The following is a 14,678-nucleotide window of genomic DNA, read 5'->3' as shown; positions in this document are numbered from 1 at the left end:
CCATGCTTACTCAATCCACTCTGAAGGCGATTCTCGCGGCGGTTTCGTGCGCGATCACGGCGGCGGTCTGTTGCACGGCGACGCATGCCGACGAGGCCAAGGTGCTTCATGTGTACAACTTCTCGGAAAACATCGCGCCGGGCACCGTCGAGAAGTTCGAGAAGGAAACGGGCATCAAGGTGACGTACGACGTTTACGATACCGACGACACGCTGATGACCAAACTGCTCGCGGGGCGATCGGACTACGACATCGTCGTGCCCAGCAACAACTACTTCGCGAAGGAAAAGGACGCCGGCCTGTTCGCGCGGCTCGATCCGGCGAAGTTGCCGAACCTGAAGAACCTCGATCCGCAGATCGTCAATCTGATCAAGATCAACGATCCGAAGGGGGAATATGGCGTGCCGTACGTATGGGGCATCACGGGGTTGGCCTACAACCTGACCGAGGTCAGGAAGCGTGCCGGCACGGATGCCCCGCTGAACAGCTGGGACATGATCTTCGACCCGAAGTGGGCCGGCAAGCTGAAGTCGTGCGGGATCTCGCTGCAGGACAACGGCGGCGAGACCTTCCAGGATGCGTTGTTCGGGGCGAAGCTCAATCCCGATACGCAGGACCCGAAGGACTTCAAGACCGCGCTCGACAAGCTCAAGGCGATTCGCCCGTATGTCACTCAGTTCAGCTCGTCCAGCTATATCGCGGATCTCGCGGGAGGGGACGTGTGCGCCGCGGTGGCGTACTCCGGCGACGCACAAACGGCGAAGCTCCAGGCGAAGGCGGCAGGACGAAAATTCGATCTGACCTTCGTCATTCCGAAGGAGGGTGCGCCGCTTTGGGTCGACATGTTCGCCGTTCCCGCGGGCTCGCCGCACAAGGAGAATGCGATGAAGTTCATCGACTTCATGTTGCGCGCGGATGTATCGGCCATGCAAACCAATGAGATCAAGTATCCGACGTCGGTCAGCGCTGCGCGTCCGCTGATCGATCCGAAGATCATGAACGATCCGGCCATCTTTCCGCTCCCCGAGGACATGAAGCGGGTGACGCTCGAGAAGCCACTGCCGATCTCCCTGATGCGCCAGATCAATCGGGACTATCTCGAACTGAAAGCCGGACGATAGGCAGGCGCGGCGCCGGCATGACGGCGTCGCACGCGATGAATATATCCATATTGATATGCATAACGAAATAATTGGCACGGTGAGGAGGCACGGGATGAACAAGCGGATTGGAGCGTTGCTGATGGCCTGTGTGCCGGCGGTTTCCCATGCGGACACGGTCGTCGACGAGCTGAAGGCGCAGTTGCAGGTGCTACAACGAAAGGTCGACAGTCTGGAGCGGGCCGCGAAGGATGCGCCGGCGAAGTCGGGGAGCGCGAATCCGGGTGTTTCGGAGGAGGAATTCGCCGATCTCAAGCAGCAAGTGGCCAGACAGAATCTGCAGGTCGAGACGCTGAGTACGGCGGCGAGCGAGGGGCCGACCGCCGGCCTGTCGATCACCGGCTATCTGGACCCGATGTATCTGTACAACCGGAACGCGCGCAGCGGCGGCGTCTCGTTTCTCGATCACAACAGCGGGTATACGTACTATGGCGGCAACATGGGCGACGTATACCTCGACATCAAGAAGACGTTCGGCGTCGGGCCTACCGCCCCTTCCGCCGAAATCCAGATTCAGCCCAACCGCGGTGCCGGCAATACGACGCTCGACGGTGCCAAGGGAAACAATATTTTCAATTCGGCCTTCGTGACGATCCCGCACGACGACACGAACCAGTTCCTGTTCGGCCTCATGCCCAGCGTCGCAGGCTACGAGTCGCAGCAATCCAACCTGCTGCCGACGCTGACGCACAACCTCCTGTACGACTTCAGCATTCCCGGCTACTTCGTCGGCGCCGGATACAACGGTTCCAAGGGCGACTACAGCTGGAAGGTGATCGTCGGCAATGCGCAGAACCTGACGCACGCGGCGACCGCATCCGATTCGAGCGGACGCCTGCATACGAGTCTCACGCCGATGATCAACTGGCGCATCGATCGCAGCAAGGGCGCCTGGGACGTGGGCTGGGCGGGTGCGATCGGTCGCCAGGCGATCTATTCGGGCAATGCCGGCGGCGATTGCGCGTCGGGGGGCTTCGGCTACAACTGTACGGCTGCATCGCCGTTTTCGACCTACATGTTCATGGACATCGACGCGACCTACGCGGTTGCGGACACGACGTTCAACGCGGAAGTGGACTTCGGCAAGCAGAAGCATGCGGCATGGAACGGACGGGATGCAACATGGTGGGGGCTTTCGATGCTGTACACGCGCAAATGGCACCTGCCGACGATCGGCCTGATGGGCGTCGCGTTGCGCTGGGATTATCTGAACGACAGCAGTAACGGCGGCGGAGGCGGGAATACCTATGTCGGCGGCAGTGCCCAGGCGGGCGCCGCCTCGGCCGGAACCGACGGTCTGAACGGCTTCGGGATCGATCCGCTCTGTCTGGCCGCGTCGAGCGGCAACGGACTCGAGTGTCGCGGGGCGAATCGGCAGGACGTCGCGTTCGACCTGATGTTCTACCCGGCCGTGAACTACACGATAAAGGTCGAGTACCGCCACGACTGGGCCAACAAGAACGTGTTCCAGCGCGCCGACGGCTCATGGCGAAAAAGCAATGACGTGATCGGTACGACGCTGGTCTATACGTTCTGATATCGGGCATGGCGCGCGACGCGCATGCCGACGGAATCCGATTTCATTTTCAGACAAGCGAGCACCCCATGAATCTCACCGATGCCGCACCGCTGTTTCAGCGGCAGGCCAACCCAGGCGACACCGCTCGCAGCGACACAGGTTTCGTTCGCATCGAGAAACTGGTCAAGAAGTTCGGCGATGCGATTGCCGTGCAGGAGGCCGACCTCTGCGTCGGCAAGGGCGAACTGTTTGCGCTGCTGGGCAGTTCCGGATGCGGAAAGTCGACGTTGTTGCGCATGCTGGCCGGCTTCGAGGCACCGACTTCGGGCCGCATTTTCGTCGACGGCATGGACATCACGGAATGTCCGCCGTATCGGCGGTCGGTCAACATGATGTTTCAGTCGTATGCGCTGTTTCCGCATCTGAGCGTCGCGCAGAACGTCGCGTTCGGTCTGAAATGGGAAAAGATGACGCGGCGTGCCCGCAGGGAGCGCGTCATGCAGATGCTCGAGCTGGTGCAGATGACCTCGTTTGCGAACCGGCGGCCCGATCAGCTATCCGGCGGGCAGCAGCAGCGCGTCGCACTTGCGCGATCGCTGGCGAAACAGCCGAAGCTCCTGCTGCTCGACGAACCGATGTCGGCACTGGATCGGCAGATTCGCCAGCAGACCCAGCTGGAACTCGTGAAGATCATCGAGAAGGTCGGCGTGACCTGCATCATGGTGACGCACGACCAGGAGGAGGCCATGGCGATGGCTGACCGTCTCGCGATCATGAGCGCCGGAAACATCGTGCAGACGGGAACGCCTCGCGACGTCTACGAGTATCCGAACTGCAGGTTCACGGCGAGTTTCATCGGCACGACCAACATTCTCGAGGGAACCGTGCACGAGAGCAGCCCGGATCATACGGTGATCCGCTGCGGGCAACTCGAGTCGGAGATATACGTCGGCCACGGCATCACGGGGTCGCCCGGCATGGCGGTCGCCGTTTCGGTCCGCCCGACCAGGGTCAGGGTTTCGCGCCGACGGATTGCCGGTGAACGCAACTGCGCTGTCGGCACGGTCGTCGACACGGTGTACATGGGCGATTATTCGAGTTTCCATGTCGCGCTTCCGGGGGGCAGGACGTTGCTCTCGCATGTGCCGGTCGCGAGCGGGACGGGCGAACGCCTGCCCGCCGCGGGAGAAGAGGTCTCCCTATGCTGGGACGCAGACGACGTGATGGTGCTGACCGCATGAACATTTCCCGCATTCAGTTGACGCAGCGCCGCCGGTTGCCGGCCGTGCTGCAACGCGTGCCGGCATGGCTCGGCTCGATTGTGCCGAGCCGGCGCAGCTTCGCGATCGCCGTTCCGTCGGCCTGGCTCGCGCTGGTGCTCGCCATCCCGTTTCTGCTGGTCCTCAAGATCAGTTTTTCAGACGTCGCGCTCCGAAGCCCGCCCTATACGGACACGATCGTCGTGTCGGATTCGCTGATTCGAATCGTATTGAGCCTGCAGCATTACGCCAACGTGCTGACCGACAGTCTCTATGTGTCGACCTACTTCAGTTCGCTGAAGATCGCGGCGATCTCGACCGTCCTGTGTCTCGTGCTCGGCTTTCCGTTCGCGTATTGCATTTCGCGGGCGTCGCCGGCGCGCAGGAACGTGCTGCTGCTCGGCGTGATGTTGCCGTTCTGGACGTCATTCCTGCTGCGGGTCTATGCGTGGAGCGGCATTCTCAAGGACGACGGCATACTCAACCGCGCGCTGATGGCAGCCGGCCTGATCGCGTCGCCGCTGCGTCTCTATCACACCGATATCGGCGTCTATATCGGGATGGTGTACTCGTACCTGCCGTTCATGGTCATGCCGTTGTGCGCGCACCTGATGAAGATGGATATGCGCCTGCTCGAGGCGGCCTACGATCTCGGCGCCGGGCCGGTGGAGGCGTTCTTTCGCGTCACCATCCCGCTCGCGCGAAACGGGATTGTCGCCGGCAGCCTGCTGGTGTTCATTCCGTCGGTCGGCGAATATGTGATCCCCCAACTGCTCGGCGGATCCGATACGTTGATGATCGGGCGGTTGATGTGGGACGAGTTCTTCAACAATATGGACTGGCCAGCGGCGGCGGCCATCACCGTCGCGATGATGGTGCTGCTGCTCGTACCGATCGCCGCATTTCAGCATTACCAGAACCGCGAGCGTGGAGGCACGGCGTGAAGAACATGACTGGCAAGGCGAGCGTGCTCGTGCTCGTTCTCGGATTTGCATTCCTGTACTTTCCGATCGCGAGCGTGATCGTTTACTCGTTCAACGATTCGAAGCTCGCAAGCGTGTGGTCCCATGCGTCGTTGAGATGGTATGCCGAGCTGACGCGCGACGACGAACTGCTGCACGCGGCCGGGCTTTCGCTGAAAATCGCGTTTTGCACCGCGTGCCTGTCGGTCCTGATCGGCACATGGGCGGGCTTCATTCTCGCGCGCTTCAATCGCTTTCGCGGGCGGTCCGCGTTTTCGCTGCTGATCAATGCACCGCTCGTCATTCCCGAAGTGGTGCTCGGCATCGCGTTGCTGCTGTTGTTCGTCGCGCTCGAGCAAAGTCTCGGCTGGCCGTCCGGGCGCGGATGGATGACGATGACGATCGGACATACGGTGCTGTGCGTGTCCTACGTCGCGGTCATCGTTCAGTCGCGCGTCAAGGAGCTGAATATCGCCATCGAGGAGGCCGCGCTTGATCTCGGCGCCGGCCCGGTCGCCGCGTTCTTTCACGTGACGCTCCCGGCGATCTTTCAGGCGATAGTGTCCGGATGGCTGCTGTCGTTCACGATTTCGCTCGACGACCTCATTCTGTCTGCATTTCTCTCCGGGCCAGGTTCGACCACGCTGCCGCTGGTGGTGTTCTCCCGGGTGCGGCTGGGGATGAATCCGGAGATGAACGCGCTGGCGACTGTGATGATCGGGGGCGTGTCGCTGATCGTGCTGGCGGCGAGCGGTCTAAAACGCCGGCAGGTTCGCTTTGCGCGGTAAGGAGAGTTCGGCCGACCGGGCTCCAGCGGCGCAATCTTCGAAAGCGGGGGCGGACCGTGACATCCGCCGTCCGGGAAATTCCTACTAGTTGTCTAGGGAGGTTCCCGCCATCATGTTTCTTATTGTGGAACATAGTTCCAAAATATGGAACCGACGATGGGCTCTCTCGAAAACACCAGTGCGATTTTCCAGCTTCTGACTCGTCTGCGGCGTGCCGTGACGGTCAGCGACGTCGTCCAATACCTCGACATGCCGAAGAGTTCGGCGTCGCGTGTCCTGAAGCAGATGGCGGAGCAGAGGCTCCTTGAACGCGATCCCGGGACGCTTGCCTACGGGCCAGCATTGATGCTGCTCGAGCTTGCGCATATGGTCCGGGCGTCGACACCCTTGCTCAGCATGATGGACAAGGCGTTGAGCGGATTGTGCGAACAGACGGGACATACCGGGTACATCTCTGTTCTCGACGAGCAGGAAGTCGTCGTGCTCCGTGTTCATCCCGGCATTCATCCGTTGCGCGTCGTCACCTTTCCGGGGCAACGCGGGCCCGCATGGGCCGGCTCGACCGGCCGGGCACTTCTGGCGCGAGAGCCAGACGAATCCGTCGCGCATCGATTCGCCGGCGGGTTGCCGGCAACTTCGTCCGCTGCGCCGGATACGGTCGCCGAACTTTTGCGGCGGATCGCGGAAACCCGTCGCACGGGCTTCTCGGTCGCGCTGGACGAATCGCTGCCGGGGATCGGTGCGGTCGGATGCGCGGTTGGTGATCCTTCCAGCGGTGAGTCGCTGGCATTCAGCCTGACGTTTCCACTCACGATGAGCACGCCAGCGGAGATCGAACGCCTCGCCGCGATGACGCGAGAGCAGGCGTCCCAACTGGGCCGCACGGTCGGGGATCCGTACTGGTCGACGGGAGCGGCTACGGGCGCCTGATGCTGCGTCGAACGCGGCACCGTCGCTCGTACGCAGACTTCTGATCGGTATTCAGCCGGGAGCGGCAGGCTGTCGAAGCCTCCACGACGGTGGCTCGATCATTGAAATAAGTATGACTAATCAAAATTGACGGTATTACAGAAAAGGAATGCTGATATGTCCTCGATCGGGAAATCAATGCCGGATGACGAGTCGTCTCCGCAAGTTCATCCGGGTACGTTTACTTTTTCAAATGCAGTTCTATTGGTAGTGCTAAGTATAGTCGGTGCGATCATCGGTATCGAGGTCGTCACGTCGCTTGGCGTCACGCCGATCACATCGATTGTCGGTGCGCTTGTTGCGATGGTGCTGGGGCGCGTGCCGCTTCGCCTGTTCGCCGGGTACCGGTCGATTCACGTGCAGAACCTGGCTCAGAGTGCGATTTCTGCCGCGACGTTCGGCGCCGCCAACAGTTTGTTGCTGCCCATCGCCATTCCATACGTATTCGGTCGCTCCGATCTGGTGATGCCGATGTTCGCAGGCGCCGCGCTGGCGATGGTGCTCGACGGCTATCTCCTGTATCGGATGTTCGATACGAGACTGTTTCCCGCGTCTGGTACATGGCCGCCGGGCATCGCCGCAGCAGAGGCGATCAAGGCCGGCGATCAGGGCGGACGCCAGGCTCGTCTTCTCGGCGCCGGTGTGGCGGTGGGTGCGGTCGGATCGTGGTTCAACATTCCGATGTCCGCGTTCGGGACGGCGTTCATCGGCAATATCTGGTCACTTCTGATGTTCGGCGTCGGTCTACTGATGCGCGGTTATTCACAGCCGGTCCTCGGAATCGACATCGGCAAGGCGTATATCCCGCACGGGATCATGATCGGTGCAGGTGTGGTGGCGCTGACGCAGGCCGTGATGATCATCGTCCGGCGTCGCGGCGTGGACGCCGAGCATTCCGATTCCGCCCGGAACGTCCGGGTGCTCGGCCAGTCGCTGCGATTCGGTGCGATCGCGTATGTGTCGATCGCCGCCATGCTCGCGATGTTGGGCGGGTTGTTTACGGAGATGTCGCCCGGCATGTTGATGGCGTTCGTGCTGTACGCGGCGCTCGCGGCATTCGTGCATGAACTGATCGTCGGTATCGCCGCGATGCATTCCGGATGGTTTCCGGCATTCGCGGTGGCGCTGATTACGTTGCTGGTCGGCATGCTGATTGGCTTTCCGCCGATCGCGCTGGCGTTGCTGTGCGGCTTTTCCGCGGCAACGGGCCCGGCATTCGCCGACATGGGCTACGACCTGAAAGCCGGTTATCTGCTGCGTGGTCGCGGCCAGAACGCGAGCTTTGAAATGGCGGGGCGGCAGCAGCAGTTCTTTGCGGCGACGCTGGCGTTCGTCATCTCGATTCTGGTCGTCTATTTCGCGCATCGCAGCTATTTCCACGCTGGACTGATTCCGCCCGTCGCGAAGGTCTACGTGGCGACGATCAAGGCCGGTGTCGCGGCGGACGTCGCGAAGTCATTGGCGATCTGGGCGATTCCCGGTGCGATTGCCCAGTGGCTGGGCGGCCCGAAGCGTCAGATCGGCGTGTTGCTCGCAACCGGCCTCCTGATTGCAAGTCCGCTGGCGGGCTGGTGCGTAGTGACCGGCATCGCGTTGCGTCTGGTGATCGAGCGCATGGGCGGCGAGGCAGCGCGCGGCGGCATGGAGACGTTCGCAGCGGGCGTCATTGCCGGCGATGCACTGTTCAGTTTCGTCAGCCCGTTGGTGACGTTGGGCAAGACAGGTAAATAATCAGGGTAAGTCATATGAGTTTGCATCAAACCATCCAGGTATTCGAAGCGCTCGACAGCGCCTATGCGTCGGGTCAAACGATCCAGGCGCTTTTTCGATTGTTTCCCGAAGTCGAGGTCGAGGTAACGCCTCTCGTTGGAGCGAAGGGCGATACCGATTTCGTCAGGATGGCGATCCCGGGCCGCGTGGGAAAGCGGGCAGGAGGCCATGCGCCGACGCTCGGTATCGTCGGACGGTTGGGCGGTCTCGGCGCGAGACCGGCATGCATCGGCCTGGTATCCGATGCCGACGGTGCGATCGCGGCGGTGGCCACGGCGCTCAAACTGGCAACCATGCGAGAGCGGGGCGACGTATTGGCCGGTGACGTGATCATCACGACGCATGTTTGTCCGGACGCGCCGACCCAGCCGCGCGAGCCTGTCGACTTCATGGATTCGCCGGTCGAATTCGAAAAGATCGAAGCGCAGGAAGTGCTGCCCGAGATGGATGCCGTCCTCTCCGTCGATACGACGAAAGGAAACAGGATTCTCAATCACAAGGGATTCGCGATTTCACCGACGGTAAAGCAGGGCTACATCCTGCGCGTTTCGGAGGATCTGCTGCGAATCATGGAGATGACGACCGGTCGACTGCCCGTCACGTTCCCGGTGACGACCCAGGACATCACGCCGTACGGGAACGGCGTGCATCATCTGAACAGCATCATGCAACCGTCGATTTCGACGTCTGCGCCGGTGGTCGGCGTCGCGATCTCGACCGAGGCGACGGTGCCCGGTTGTGGCACGGGCGCGAGTCATGAAATCGACATCGCGGCAGCCGTCGCATTCATGACCGAGGTTGCGAAGGCATTCACGAGCGGGAAATGTCGGCTTCACGACATGGAAGAGTATGACCGTCTCGTCGAACTGTACGGCTCGCTCGCGCACCTGCAGCAGCGACACGTGCTCGGCTGATGCGGAAATGAGTCATCGAGTGCTTGCCACGCTGACGATCGGCCAGGCGCCTAGGCCGGATATCGCACCGGTCGTCGAGGCCGCGATGCCGCGCGGCGTGAAGTGTGTTCATGCCGGGGTGCTGGATGGACTGACACGCGCCGAAATGGACAGACGCTTCGCGCCGCGCAAGAAGCAACCAAAGCTCGTGACGCGGATTGCAGACGGTACGACCGTCGTCCTCGACAAAGAGGCTGTCGGCATTGCAATGCAGGAAATGCTCGAGCGCCTCGAAGCGCGAGGAAGCGACGCAGTTCTGCTGCTGTGCACCGGCGAATTCGATGGCCTTTCGTGCAGGCGTGCTCGGCTTTTCGAGCCCGACAAGATGATTCCGGCGGTAGTCGGCGTGTTGGCTCAATCGTGGAAAGTCGGGGTCATCGTACCGCTTCGCGAGCAGATCGAAACGGCGATGTCGAAGTGGCAGGATCTGGCGACGCCGGCATTGTACGAAGCGGCATCGCCCTATGTTGGCGACAGCCGGGAATTGACGGCGGCCGCGCGTGCGCTACGCGCGCGCGGTGCGCAGATGCTGGTGCTCGACTGCATGGGATACGAGCAACGTCATCGGGAATGCGCTTCTCGCGAGGCGGGATGCCCGGTGATCCTGTCGAATACGCTGGCGGCCAGACTGGTCGCCGAATGGATGTGAACGTTGTTCGCGCCTTGGCCGCGGTAACGGTATTCCAATAAAGGAAGAAAATTGAAACGTCTTCTGTTGATGAGCAGTTCCCGCAAGGGTGATCTCGGATATCTTGCGCATGCGCGCGAGCAGATCGACCTTGTTCTCAAGGGGCGCGCAAAGCGGGTTCTGTTCGTCCCTTATGCAGGCGGCATCACGTCGACCTACGACGAATACGAACAAATGACGCGCCCCGTTTTCGAACAGGGCGGCTTCGAATTCGAGTCGATTCATCGCGCCAATCCGCTTCGGGCGATCGCCGAAGCGGAGGCGATCGCCATCGGCGGCGGCAATACGTTCGCGCTGCTCAAGCGTCTGTATGACGAACGCATCGTCGATGCCATCCGGGAACGTGTGAATGACGGCATGCCGTATATCGGCTGGAGCGCCGGATGCAACGTCGCATGTCCGACGATCCGCACGACCAACGACATGCCGATCGTTCAGCCGCCGACCTTGCGTGCGCTCGGATTGGTCCATTTTCAGATCAATCCGCATTTCATCAGCGGAAAGCCGGCGGGGTTCAACGGCGAAAGCCGGGAGGAGCGAATCGCGGAATTTCTCGCGATCAATCCCCGGGAGCACGTCGTCGCATTGCCGGAAGGCACTGCGTTGCTCGTCGACGGCGCCGCCGCAATGATATTGGGCGAACAGGCCGCACTGCATTTCGTTGATTCGCACAGGGCGATTCACCTGACGGCGAACGAGATATTCAACCTGGGTGAAATCAAGGGGCCGGTGATCGACGGAAGCTGGCCCATCTCCAGGCAGTGATCGGCGCGTCGATCGTCAGCGGGCACCGGAATCGATGGTGGCTTGCCGTTGATCGACGGAACGGTGCCGCGCCAGGCTTCGCGCCGATTCCGGACAGGGTCGGCGTTCAATGAGCGGCGCTTCGGGATTTCATCAAGTACCGATTCATTTCAACGTGGGCAATCAAGGAGGAGAAAATGGGAAAATATAAATTAGGAATGCTTGCTTGTGCGATGTCGATGTATGGCGGTGTGGTTCAGGCGCAGAGCAGCGTGACGCTGTACGGAGTCATCGATGCGGGGATCACCTACGTCAGCAACACTGGCGGGTCCGGCGTCACGAAATTCGACGACGGCGTCTCGTATGGAAACCGCTGGGGCCTGAAGGGAACCGAGGATCTCGGGGGAGGGCTGACGGCGGTCTTTGCGCTCGAAAGCGGATTCAGTGTGGCGAACGGGCAACTCGGATTCGGCGGCGCGGCGTTCGGGCGGCAGGCATACGTCGGACTTCGGAACGAGTGGGGTACGTTGTCGCTCGGCAACCAGCTGGACATGACGAAGGAGTTTGTCACGTACTACAACGTATCCGGATGGGGGAGCGGATACGCGATTCACCAGGGCGATTTCGACCGGTTCAACGGGGATCGGTTGCCGAATTCCGTGAAATTCAAGTCGGCCAACTTCGGCGGACTCGAGTTCGGCGGCATGTATTCCTTCGGCGGGGTGGCCGGGGCGTTTCATCAAAACAGCGCCTACAGCGCAGGTGCGCATTATGCCAACGGTCGATTTTCGATGGGTGCTGCATATACGCAGCTCAACAATCCGCACGGGATATACGCGTTCGATCCATACCTGATGATCGGCACCAGGACGTTCCTCGGGAAACCGACGGTCAGCGTCGATTCGGCGACCGGAGCCGTGACCGACCTGTATGCGAGCACGCCTTTCGCGGTCGACAAACAGGCGACGTTCGGTATTGGTGCGAGTTATGAAATCGGCAAGGTAACCCTGCTCGGCAATTTCACGTATTCGACCATCAAGGGAAATGGGCAGACGTCGAGAATGAAAGTCGGCGAGGGCGGCGCAGCCTGGCAGGTGACGCCGTCGTTCAGCGTGATCGGAGGGTATCAGTACACGACGTTCGAAGGCCATCACTGGAACGAAGGGGCGCTTGGCCTCCATTACCTGCTGTCGAAGCGGACCGATGTCTATCTGTCAGGCGACTACGTGAAGGCGTCGAGCGGTGTGAACGCGGTGGTGGGTTACAGCTTCGTGCCGTCGTCGACCACGACTCAGGCAGACGTACGAATCGGCATGCGCCACTCGTTCTAGTCGCCTTTTTGAGCAACGTGGACAGGCCGCGACATTCCGGCTGACATTCGTCGCCGAGCCCGCAGGCAGAGGGATTGACCGGGAGATCCCCCCGGTGCGGGCTCGCTTGGGGAGCGCGACATGATCGCGAGGCGGCTTCCGTCGTACCGGCGCAGACAACAAAAAAACCCGCGAAGCCATGCGCTGTCGCGGGTTTTTTACAGATGCACGAAACACGGAAAAACCGTATTTGGTGCCGACGGCGAGACTCGAACTCGCACAGCTTTCGCCACTACCCCCTCAAGATAGCGTGTCTACCAATTTCACCACGTCGGCACTGCAAGGGGGCGAATTGTAGCGTTACATTGCGCGTTTGTGAAGGGGGTATGACACGGCGAGCGGATACGCGAAAGCGATCCCGGTAGAATTCGGGCGATCGGTCCGACGACCATCGCCATGGCTACCCGTTTTCCACCGTGACCACCACCCTCGAACAACTGCAGGCCGGCCAGCTGTCGGGCGCCCGGCAACTCAAGCTCGCATGCGGGCTGACCGAATTTCCGCGCGAGATCTTCGATCTGGCGGACACGCTCGAAGTGCTCGACCTGTCCGGCAATGCGCTGTCGGCGCTGCCGGACGACCTGTCGCGGCTGCATCGCCTGCGCATCCTGTTCGCGTCCGGCAATCGCTTCACCGAATTTCCCGACGTGCTCGGCACGTGCGCGCAGCTCGACATGATCGGCTTCAAGGCGAACCGGATCCGCACGGTGCCGCGCGGGTCGCTGCCGCGCGCGCTGCGCTGGCTGATCCTGACCGACAACGAAATCGATGAGCTGCCCGCCGGGATCGGCGATTGTTCGCGCTTGCAGAAGCTGATGCTGGCGGGCAACCGGCTGCGCGCGTTGCCGCCCGAAATGGCCGCGTGCCGTGCGCTCGAACTGGTGCGGCTGTCGGCGAACCGGCTCGACGCGCTGCCGGACTGGCTGTTGCGCCTGCCGCGCCTCGCGTGGCTCGCGTCCGCGGGCAATCCGTTCGGCGCCGCGCCGGAAACAGCGGCGTCGGCCGAGCCGGGCGTCGCGGACATCGACTGGACGTCGCTCGCGTTCGAACAGAAGCTCGGCGAAGGCGCATCGGGTGTCATTTATCGCGCGCAGTGGCGGGCGGACGGTCAGATGCCGCGCGCGGTCGCGGTCAAGCTGTTCAAGGGGGCCGTGACGAGCGACGGCCTGCCCGATTGCGAAATGGCCGCGTGCCTGCACGCCGGGCGTCATCCGAACATGATTCCGGTGATCGGCAAGGTGCACGGCCATCCGGAGGGCGCGCACGGCCTCGTGATGGAACTGGTCGATCCGGCGCTGACGAACCTCGCCGGGCCGCCGAGCTTCGCGTCCTGCACGCGCGATGTATATGGGGCCGATGCGCGATTCGCGCCGGCCGAGGCATCGCGGATCGCGTTCGGCATCGCGTCGGTTGCAGCGCATCTGCACGCGCGCGGCATCATGCACGGCGACCTGTACGCGCACAACATCCTGCACGACGGCAACGGCGGCGCGCTGCTCGGCGATTTCGGCGCGGCGTCGGTCTACGACGTGAACGACCGCATGCGCGCGGCGCGGCTCGAACGGCTGGAAGTCAGGGCGTTCGGCTATCTGCTCGGCGAGTTGCTGGCGCGATGCGAGCCGCGTGCGTGGGAAGGTTGGCATGCACTCGATGCGCTGGCGGCCGCCTGCTTGAACGAGGAGATCGACGCGCGGCCGTCGTTCCGCGAGATTGCGGCCGTGCTGGCCGCATCGAAGGGCTGACGGTTCCGCCCGCGCCGTGGCGCCGGCCGTCGCCGCAGGAATGCCTACGCCTGCCGGGCAGTCAGCAGCTTGATCCCGAGGCCGACGAACAGCAGCCCGCTGGCGCGCTTGGCCGCGCGTACCCACGGGCCGACGCCGATGCCGCGATGCAGCCTGCGCACGCCGAACGAATAGACGCTGTGCACGACGACGACGGTGCATGCGATCGTCACGTACATCACGACGAACTGCATCGCGAGCGGGCGATCGTGTGCAATGAACTGCGGCATGAACGCCGACAGGAAGATCATCGTCTTCGGGTTGCTGCCCGACACGAACAGCGCTTCGCGGAACAGCTTCCTGCGGTCGGGCTCGACGATCGCGGCCTGGCCGTGGGGCGAGCGCGCGTTGCGGTCGCCGCGCAGTTGCCGGATGCCCAGAAAGATCAGGTACGCGGCGCCGACGACCTTCATCGCGACGAACAGCGGCGGCATCGCGGCCAGCACCGCGCCGACGCCGAACGCGACGAGCATGACCACCGCGCCTTGCGCGACGAGGTTGCCCGCGATCGTCACGGCGGTGCCGCGCGAGCCGTAGCGCACCGTGTTGCGGATGACGAGCAGCACGTTGGGGCCCGGCGACAGCGTCGTCGCGAGATAGGCAGCGGCAAACAGCATCCAGGTCTGAATGGACATGCATTGCTCCGAGAGGCGGTTCCGGCGGTCGGGATGAAGCGATGATGCCACGCCAAAATGACGCGGGCCGCCGCCGGAAC

The 14,678-nt window shown here is 62.3% G+C and carries 13 protein-coding genes and 1 tRNA gene; 12 read left to right on the top strand and 2 right to left on the bottom strand.

The window, feature by feature from the left end; all coding sequences use genetic code 11:
• Nucleotides 1-2 precede the first annotated feature (2 nt).
• The 11 genes from WS45_RS07895 to WS45_RS07845 all read left to right on the top strand — a co-directional run bounded on the left by WS45_RS07895 (nt 3) and on the right by WS45_RS07845 (nt 12,143).
• Nucleotides 3-1,121, top strand: a complete 1,119-nt coding sequence (locus WS45_RS07895; RefSeq protein WP_059527104.1) for an extracellular solute-binding protein — start codon at nt 3-5, stop codon at nt 1,119-1,121.
• A gap of 94 nt (nt 1,122-1,215) precedes the next feature.
• Nucleotides 1,216-2,697 carry a DUF3138 family protein gene (locus tag WS45_RS07890; protein ID WP_059699219.1) on the top strand — a complete coding sequence of 494 codons (1,482 nt, stop codon included), beginning with the start codon at nt 1,216-1,218 and terminating at the stop codon, nt 2,695-2,697.
• A gap of 68 nt (nt 2,698-2,765) precedes the next feature.
• The gene (locus WS45_RS07885; protein WP_059699217.1) at nt 2,766-3,920 is read left to right on the top strand and encodes an ABC transporter ATP-binding protein; all 1,155 of its coding nucleotides are present in this window, start codon (nt 2,766-2,768) and stop codon (nt 3,918-3,920) included.
• Entirely contained in the window at nt 3,917-4,882 is a 966-nt protein-coding gene (locus WS45_RS07880) for an ABC transporter permease subunit (protein ID WP_082721869.1), read from the top strand. Before WS45_RS07885 ends, WS45_RS07880 begins: the two co-directional genes overlap by 4 nt.
• 5 nt (nt 4,883-4,887) lie before the next feature.
• Nucleotides 4,888-5,688: an ABC transporter permease subunit gene (locus WS45_RS07875; RefSeq protein WP_059699286.1), complete on the top strand. Its 801-nt coding sequence runs from the start codon at nt 4,888-4,890 to the stop codon at nt 5,686-5,688.
• 156 nt (nt 5,689-5,844) lie between these two features.
• Entirely contained in the window at nt 5,845-6,618 is a 774-nt protein-coding gene (locus tag WS45_RS07870; protein WP_059527091.1) for an IclR family transcriptional regulator, read from the top strand.
• Nucleotides 6,619-6,774: 156 nt separating this feature from the next.
• The gene (locus WS45_RS07865; protein ID WP_257140315.1) at nt 6,775-8,388 is read left to right on the top strand and encodes an OPT/YSL family transporter; all 1,614 of its coding nucleotides are present in this window, start codon (nt 6,775-6,777) and stop codon (nt 8,386-8,388) included.
• Nucleotides 8,389-8,402: 14 nt separating this feature from the next.
• Nucleotides 8,403-9,341, top strand: a complete 939-nt coding sequence (locus tag WS45_RS07860; RefSeq protein ID WP_059527088.1) for a DUF1177 domain-containing protein — start codon at nt 8,403-8,405, stop codon at nt 9,339-9,341.
• Between the two features lie 19 nt (nt 9,342-9,360).
• Complete coding sequence (locus WS45_RS07855) at nt 9,361-10,029, top strand: AroM family protein (protein ID WP_257140313.1); 669 nt, start codon at nt 9,361-9,363, stop codon at nt 10,027-10,029.
• Between the two features lie 51 nt (nt 10,030-10,080).
• A complete protein-coding gene (pepE, locus tag WS45_RS07850) occupies nt 10,081-10,833 on the top strand; it encodes a dipeptidase PepE (RefSeq protein WP_063896521.1) in 753 nt (250 codons plus the stop codon).
• Between the two features lie 176 nt (nt 10,834-11,009).
• On the top strand, nt 11,010-12,143 hold the full coding sequence (locus tag WS45_RS07845; RefSeq protein ID WP_082721868.1) for a porin: 1,134 nt from the start codon (nt 11,010-11,012) through the stop codon (nt 12,141-12,143).
• A gap of 230 nt (nt 12,144-12,373) precedes the next feature.
• Here WS45_RS07845 and WS45_RS07840 read toward each other — a convergent pair.
• Nucleotides 12,374-12,458 (bottom strand) — tRNA-Leu (locus tag WS45_RS07840).
• A gap of 140 nt (nt 12,459-12,598) precedes the next feature.
• Between WS45_RS07840 and WS45_RS07835 the strand changes: the two genes are divergently transcribed.
• Entirely contained in the window at nt 12,599-13,924 is a 1,326-nt protein-coding gene (locus WS45_RS07835) for a leucine-rich repeat-containing protein kinase family protein (RefSeq protein ID WP_059699205.1), read from the top strand.
• 44 nt (nt 13,925-13,968) lie between these two features.
• Here WS45_RS07835 and WS45_RS07830 read toward each other — a convergent pair whose 3' ends face one another.
• A complete protein-coding gene (locus tag WS45_RS07830; RefSeq protein WP_059699203.1) occupies nt 13,969-14,598 on the bottom strand; it encodes a LysE family translocator in 630 nt (209 codons plus the stop codon).
• Between the last annotated feature and the right edge of the window lie 80 nt (nt 14,599-14,678).

The organism is Burkholderia sp. RF2-non_BP3 (genome assembly GCF_001522185.1).
In the GTDB taxonomy this organism is placed as follows: Bacteria; Pseudomonadota; Gammaproteobacteria; order Burkholderiales; family Burkholderiaceae; genus Burkholderia; species Burkholderia diffusa.
The sequence above is the reverse complement of the archived record's forward strand: the minus strand, read 5'-3'. Positions and strand labels throughout refer to the sequence as shown.

Excerpts from the sequence above, each read along its gene's own strand:
- WS45_RS07895 (WP_059527104.1), top strand. The coding sequence starts at position 3 with ATGCTTACTCAATCCACTCTGAAGGCGATTCTCGCGGCGGTTTCGTGC.
- WS45_RS07890 (WP_059699219.1), top strand. The coding sequence starts at position 1,216 with ATGAACAAGCGGATTGGAGCGTTGCTGATGGCCTGTGTGCCGGCGGTT.
- WS45_RS07885 (WP_059699217.1), top strand. The coding sequence starts at position 2,766 with ATGAATCTCACCGATGCCGCACCGCTGTTTCAGCGGCAGGCCAACCCA.
- WS45_RS07880 (WP_082721869.1), top strand. The coding sequence starts at position 3,917 with ATGAACATTTCCCGCATTCAGTTGACGCAGCGCCGCCGGTTGCCGGCC.
- WS45_RS07875 (WP_059699286.1), top strand. The coding sequence starts at position 4,888 with ATGACTGGCAAGGCGAGCGTGCTCGTGCTCGTTCTCGGATTTGCATTC.
- WS45_RS07870 (WP_059527091.1), top strand. The coding sequence starts at position 5,845 with ATGGGCTCTCTCGAAAACACCAGTGCGATTTTCCAGCTTCTGACTCGT.
- WS45_RS07865 (WP_257140315.1), top strand. The coding sequence starts at position 6,775 with ATGTCCTCGATCGGGAAATCAATGCCGGATGACGAGTCGTCTCCGCAA.
- WS45_RS07860 (WP_059527088.1), top strand. The coding sequence starts at position 8,403 with ATGAGTTTGCATCAAACCATCCAGGTATTCGAAGCGCTCGACAGCGCC.
- WS45_RS07845 (WP_082721868.1), top strand. The coding sequence starts at position 11,010 with ATGGGAAAATATAAATTAGGAATGCTTGCTTGTGCGATGTCGATGTAT.
- WS45_RS07830 (WP_059699203.1), bottom strand. The coding sequence starts at position 14,598 with ATGTCCATTCAGACCTGGATGCTGTTTGCCGCTGCCTATCTCGCGACG.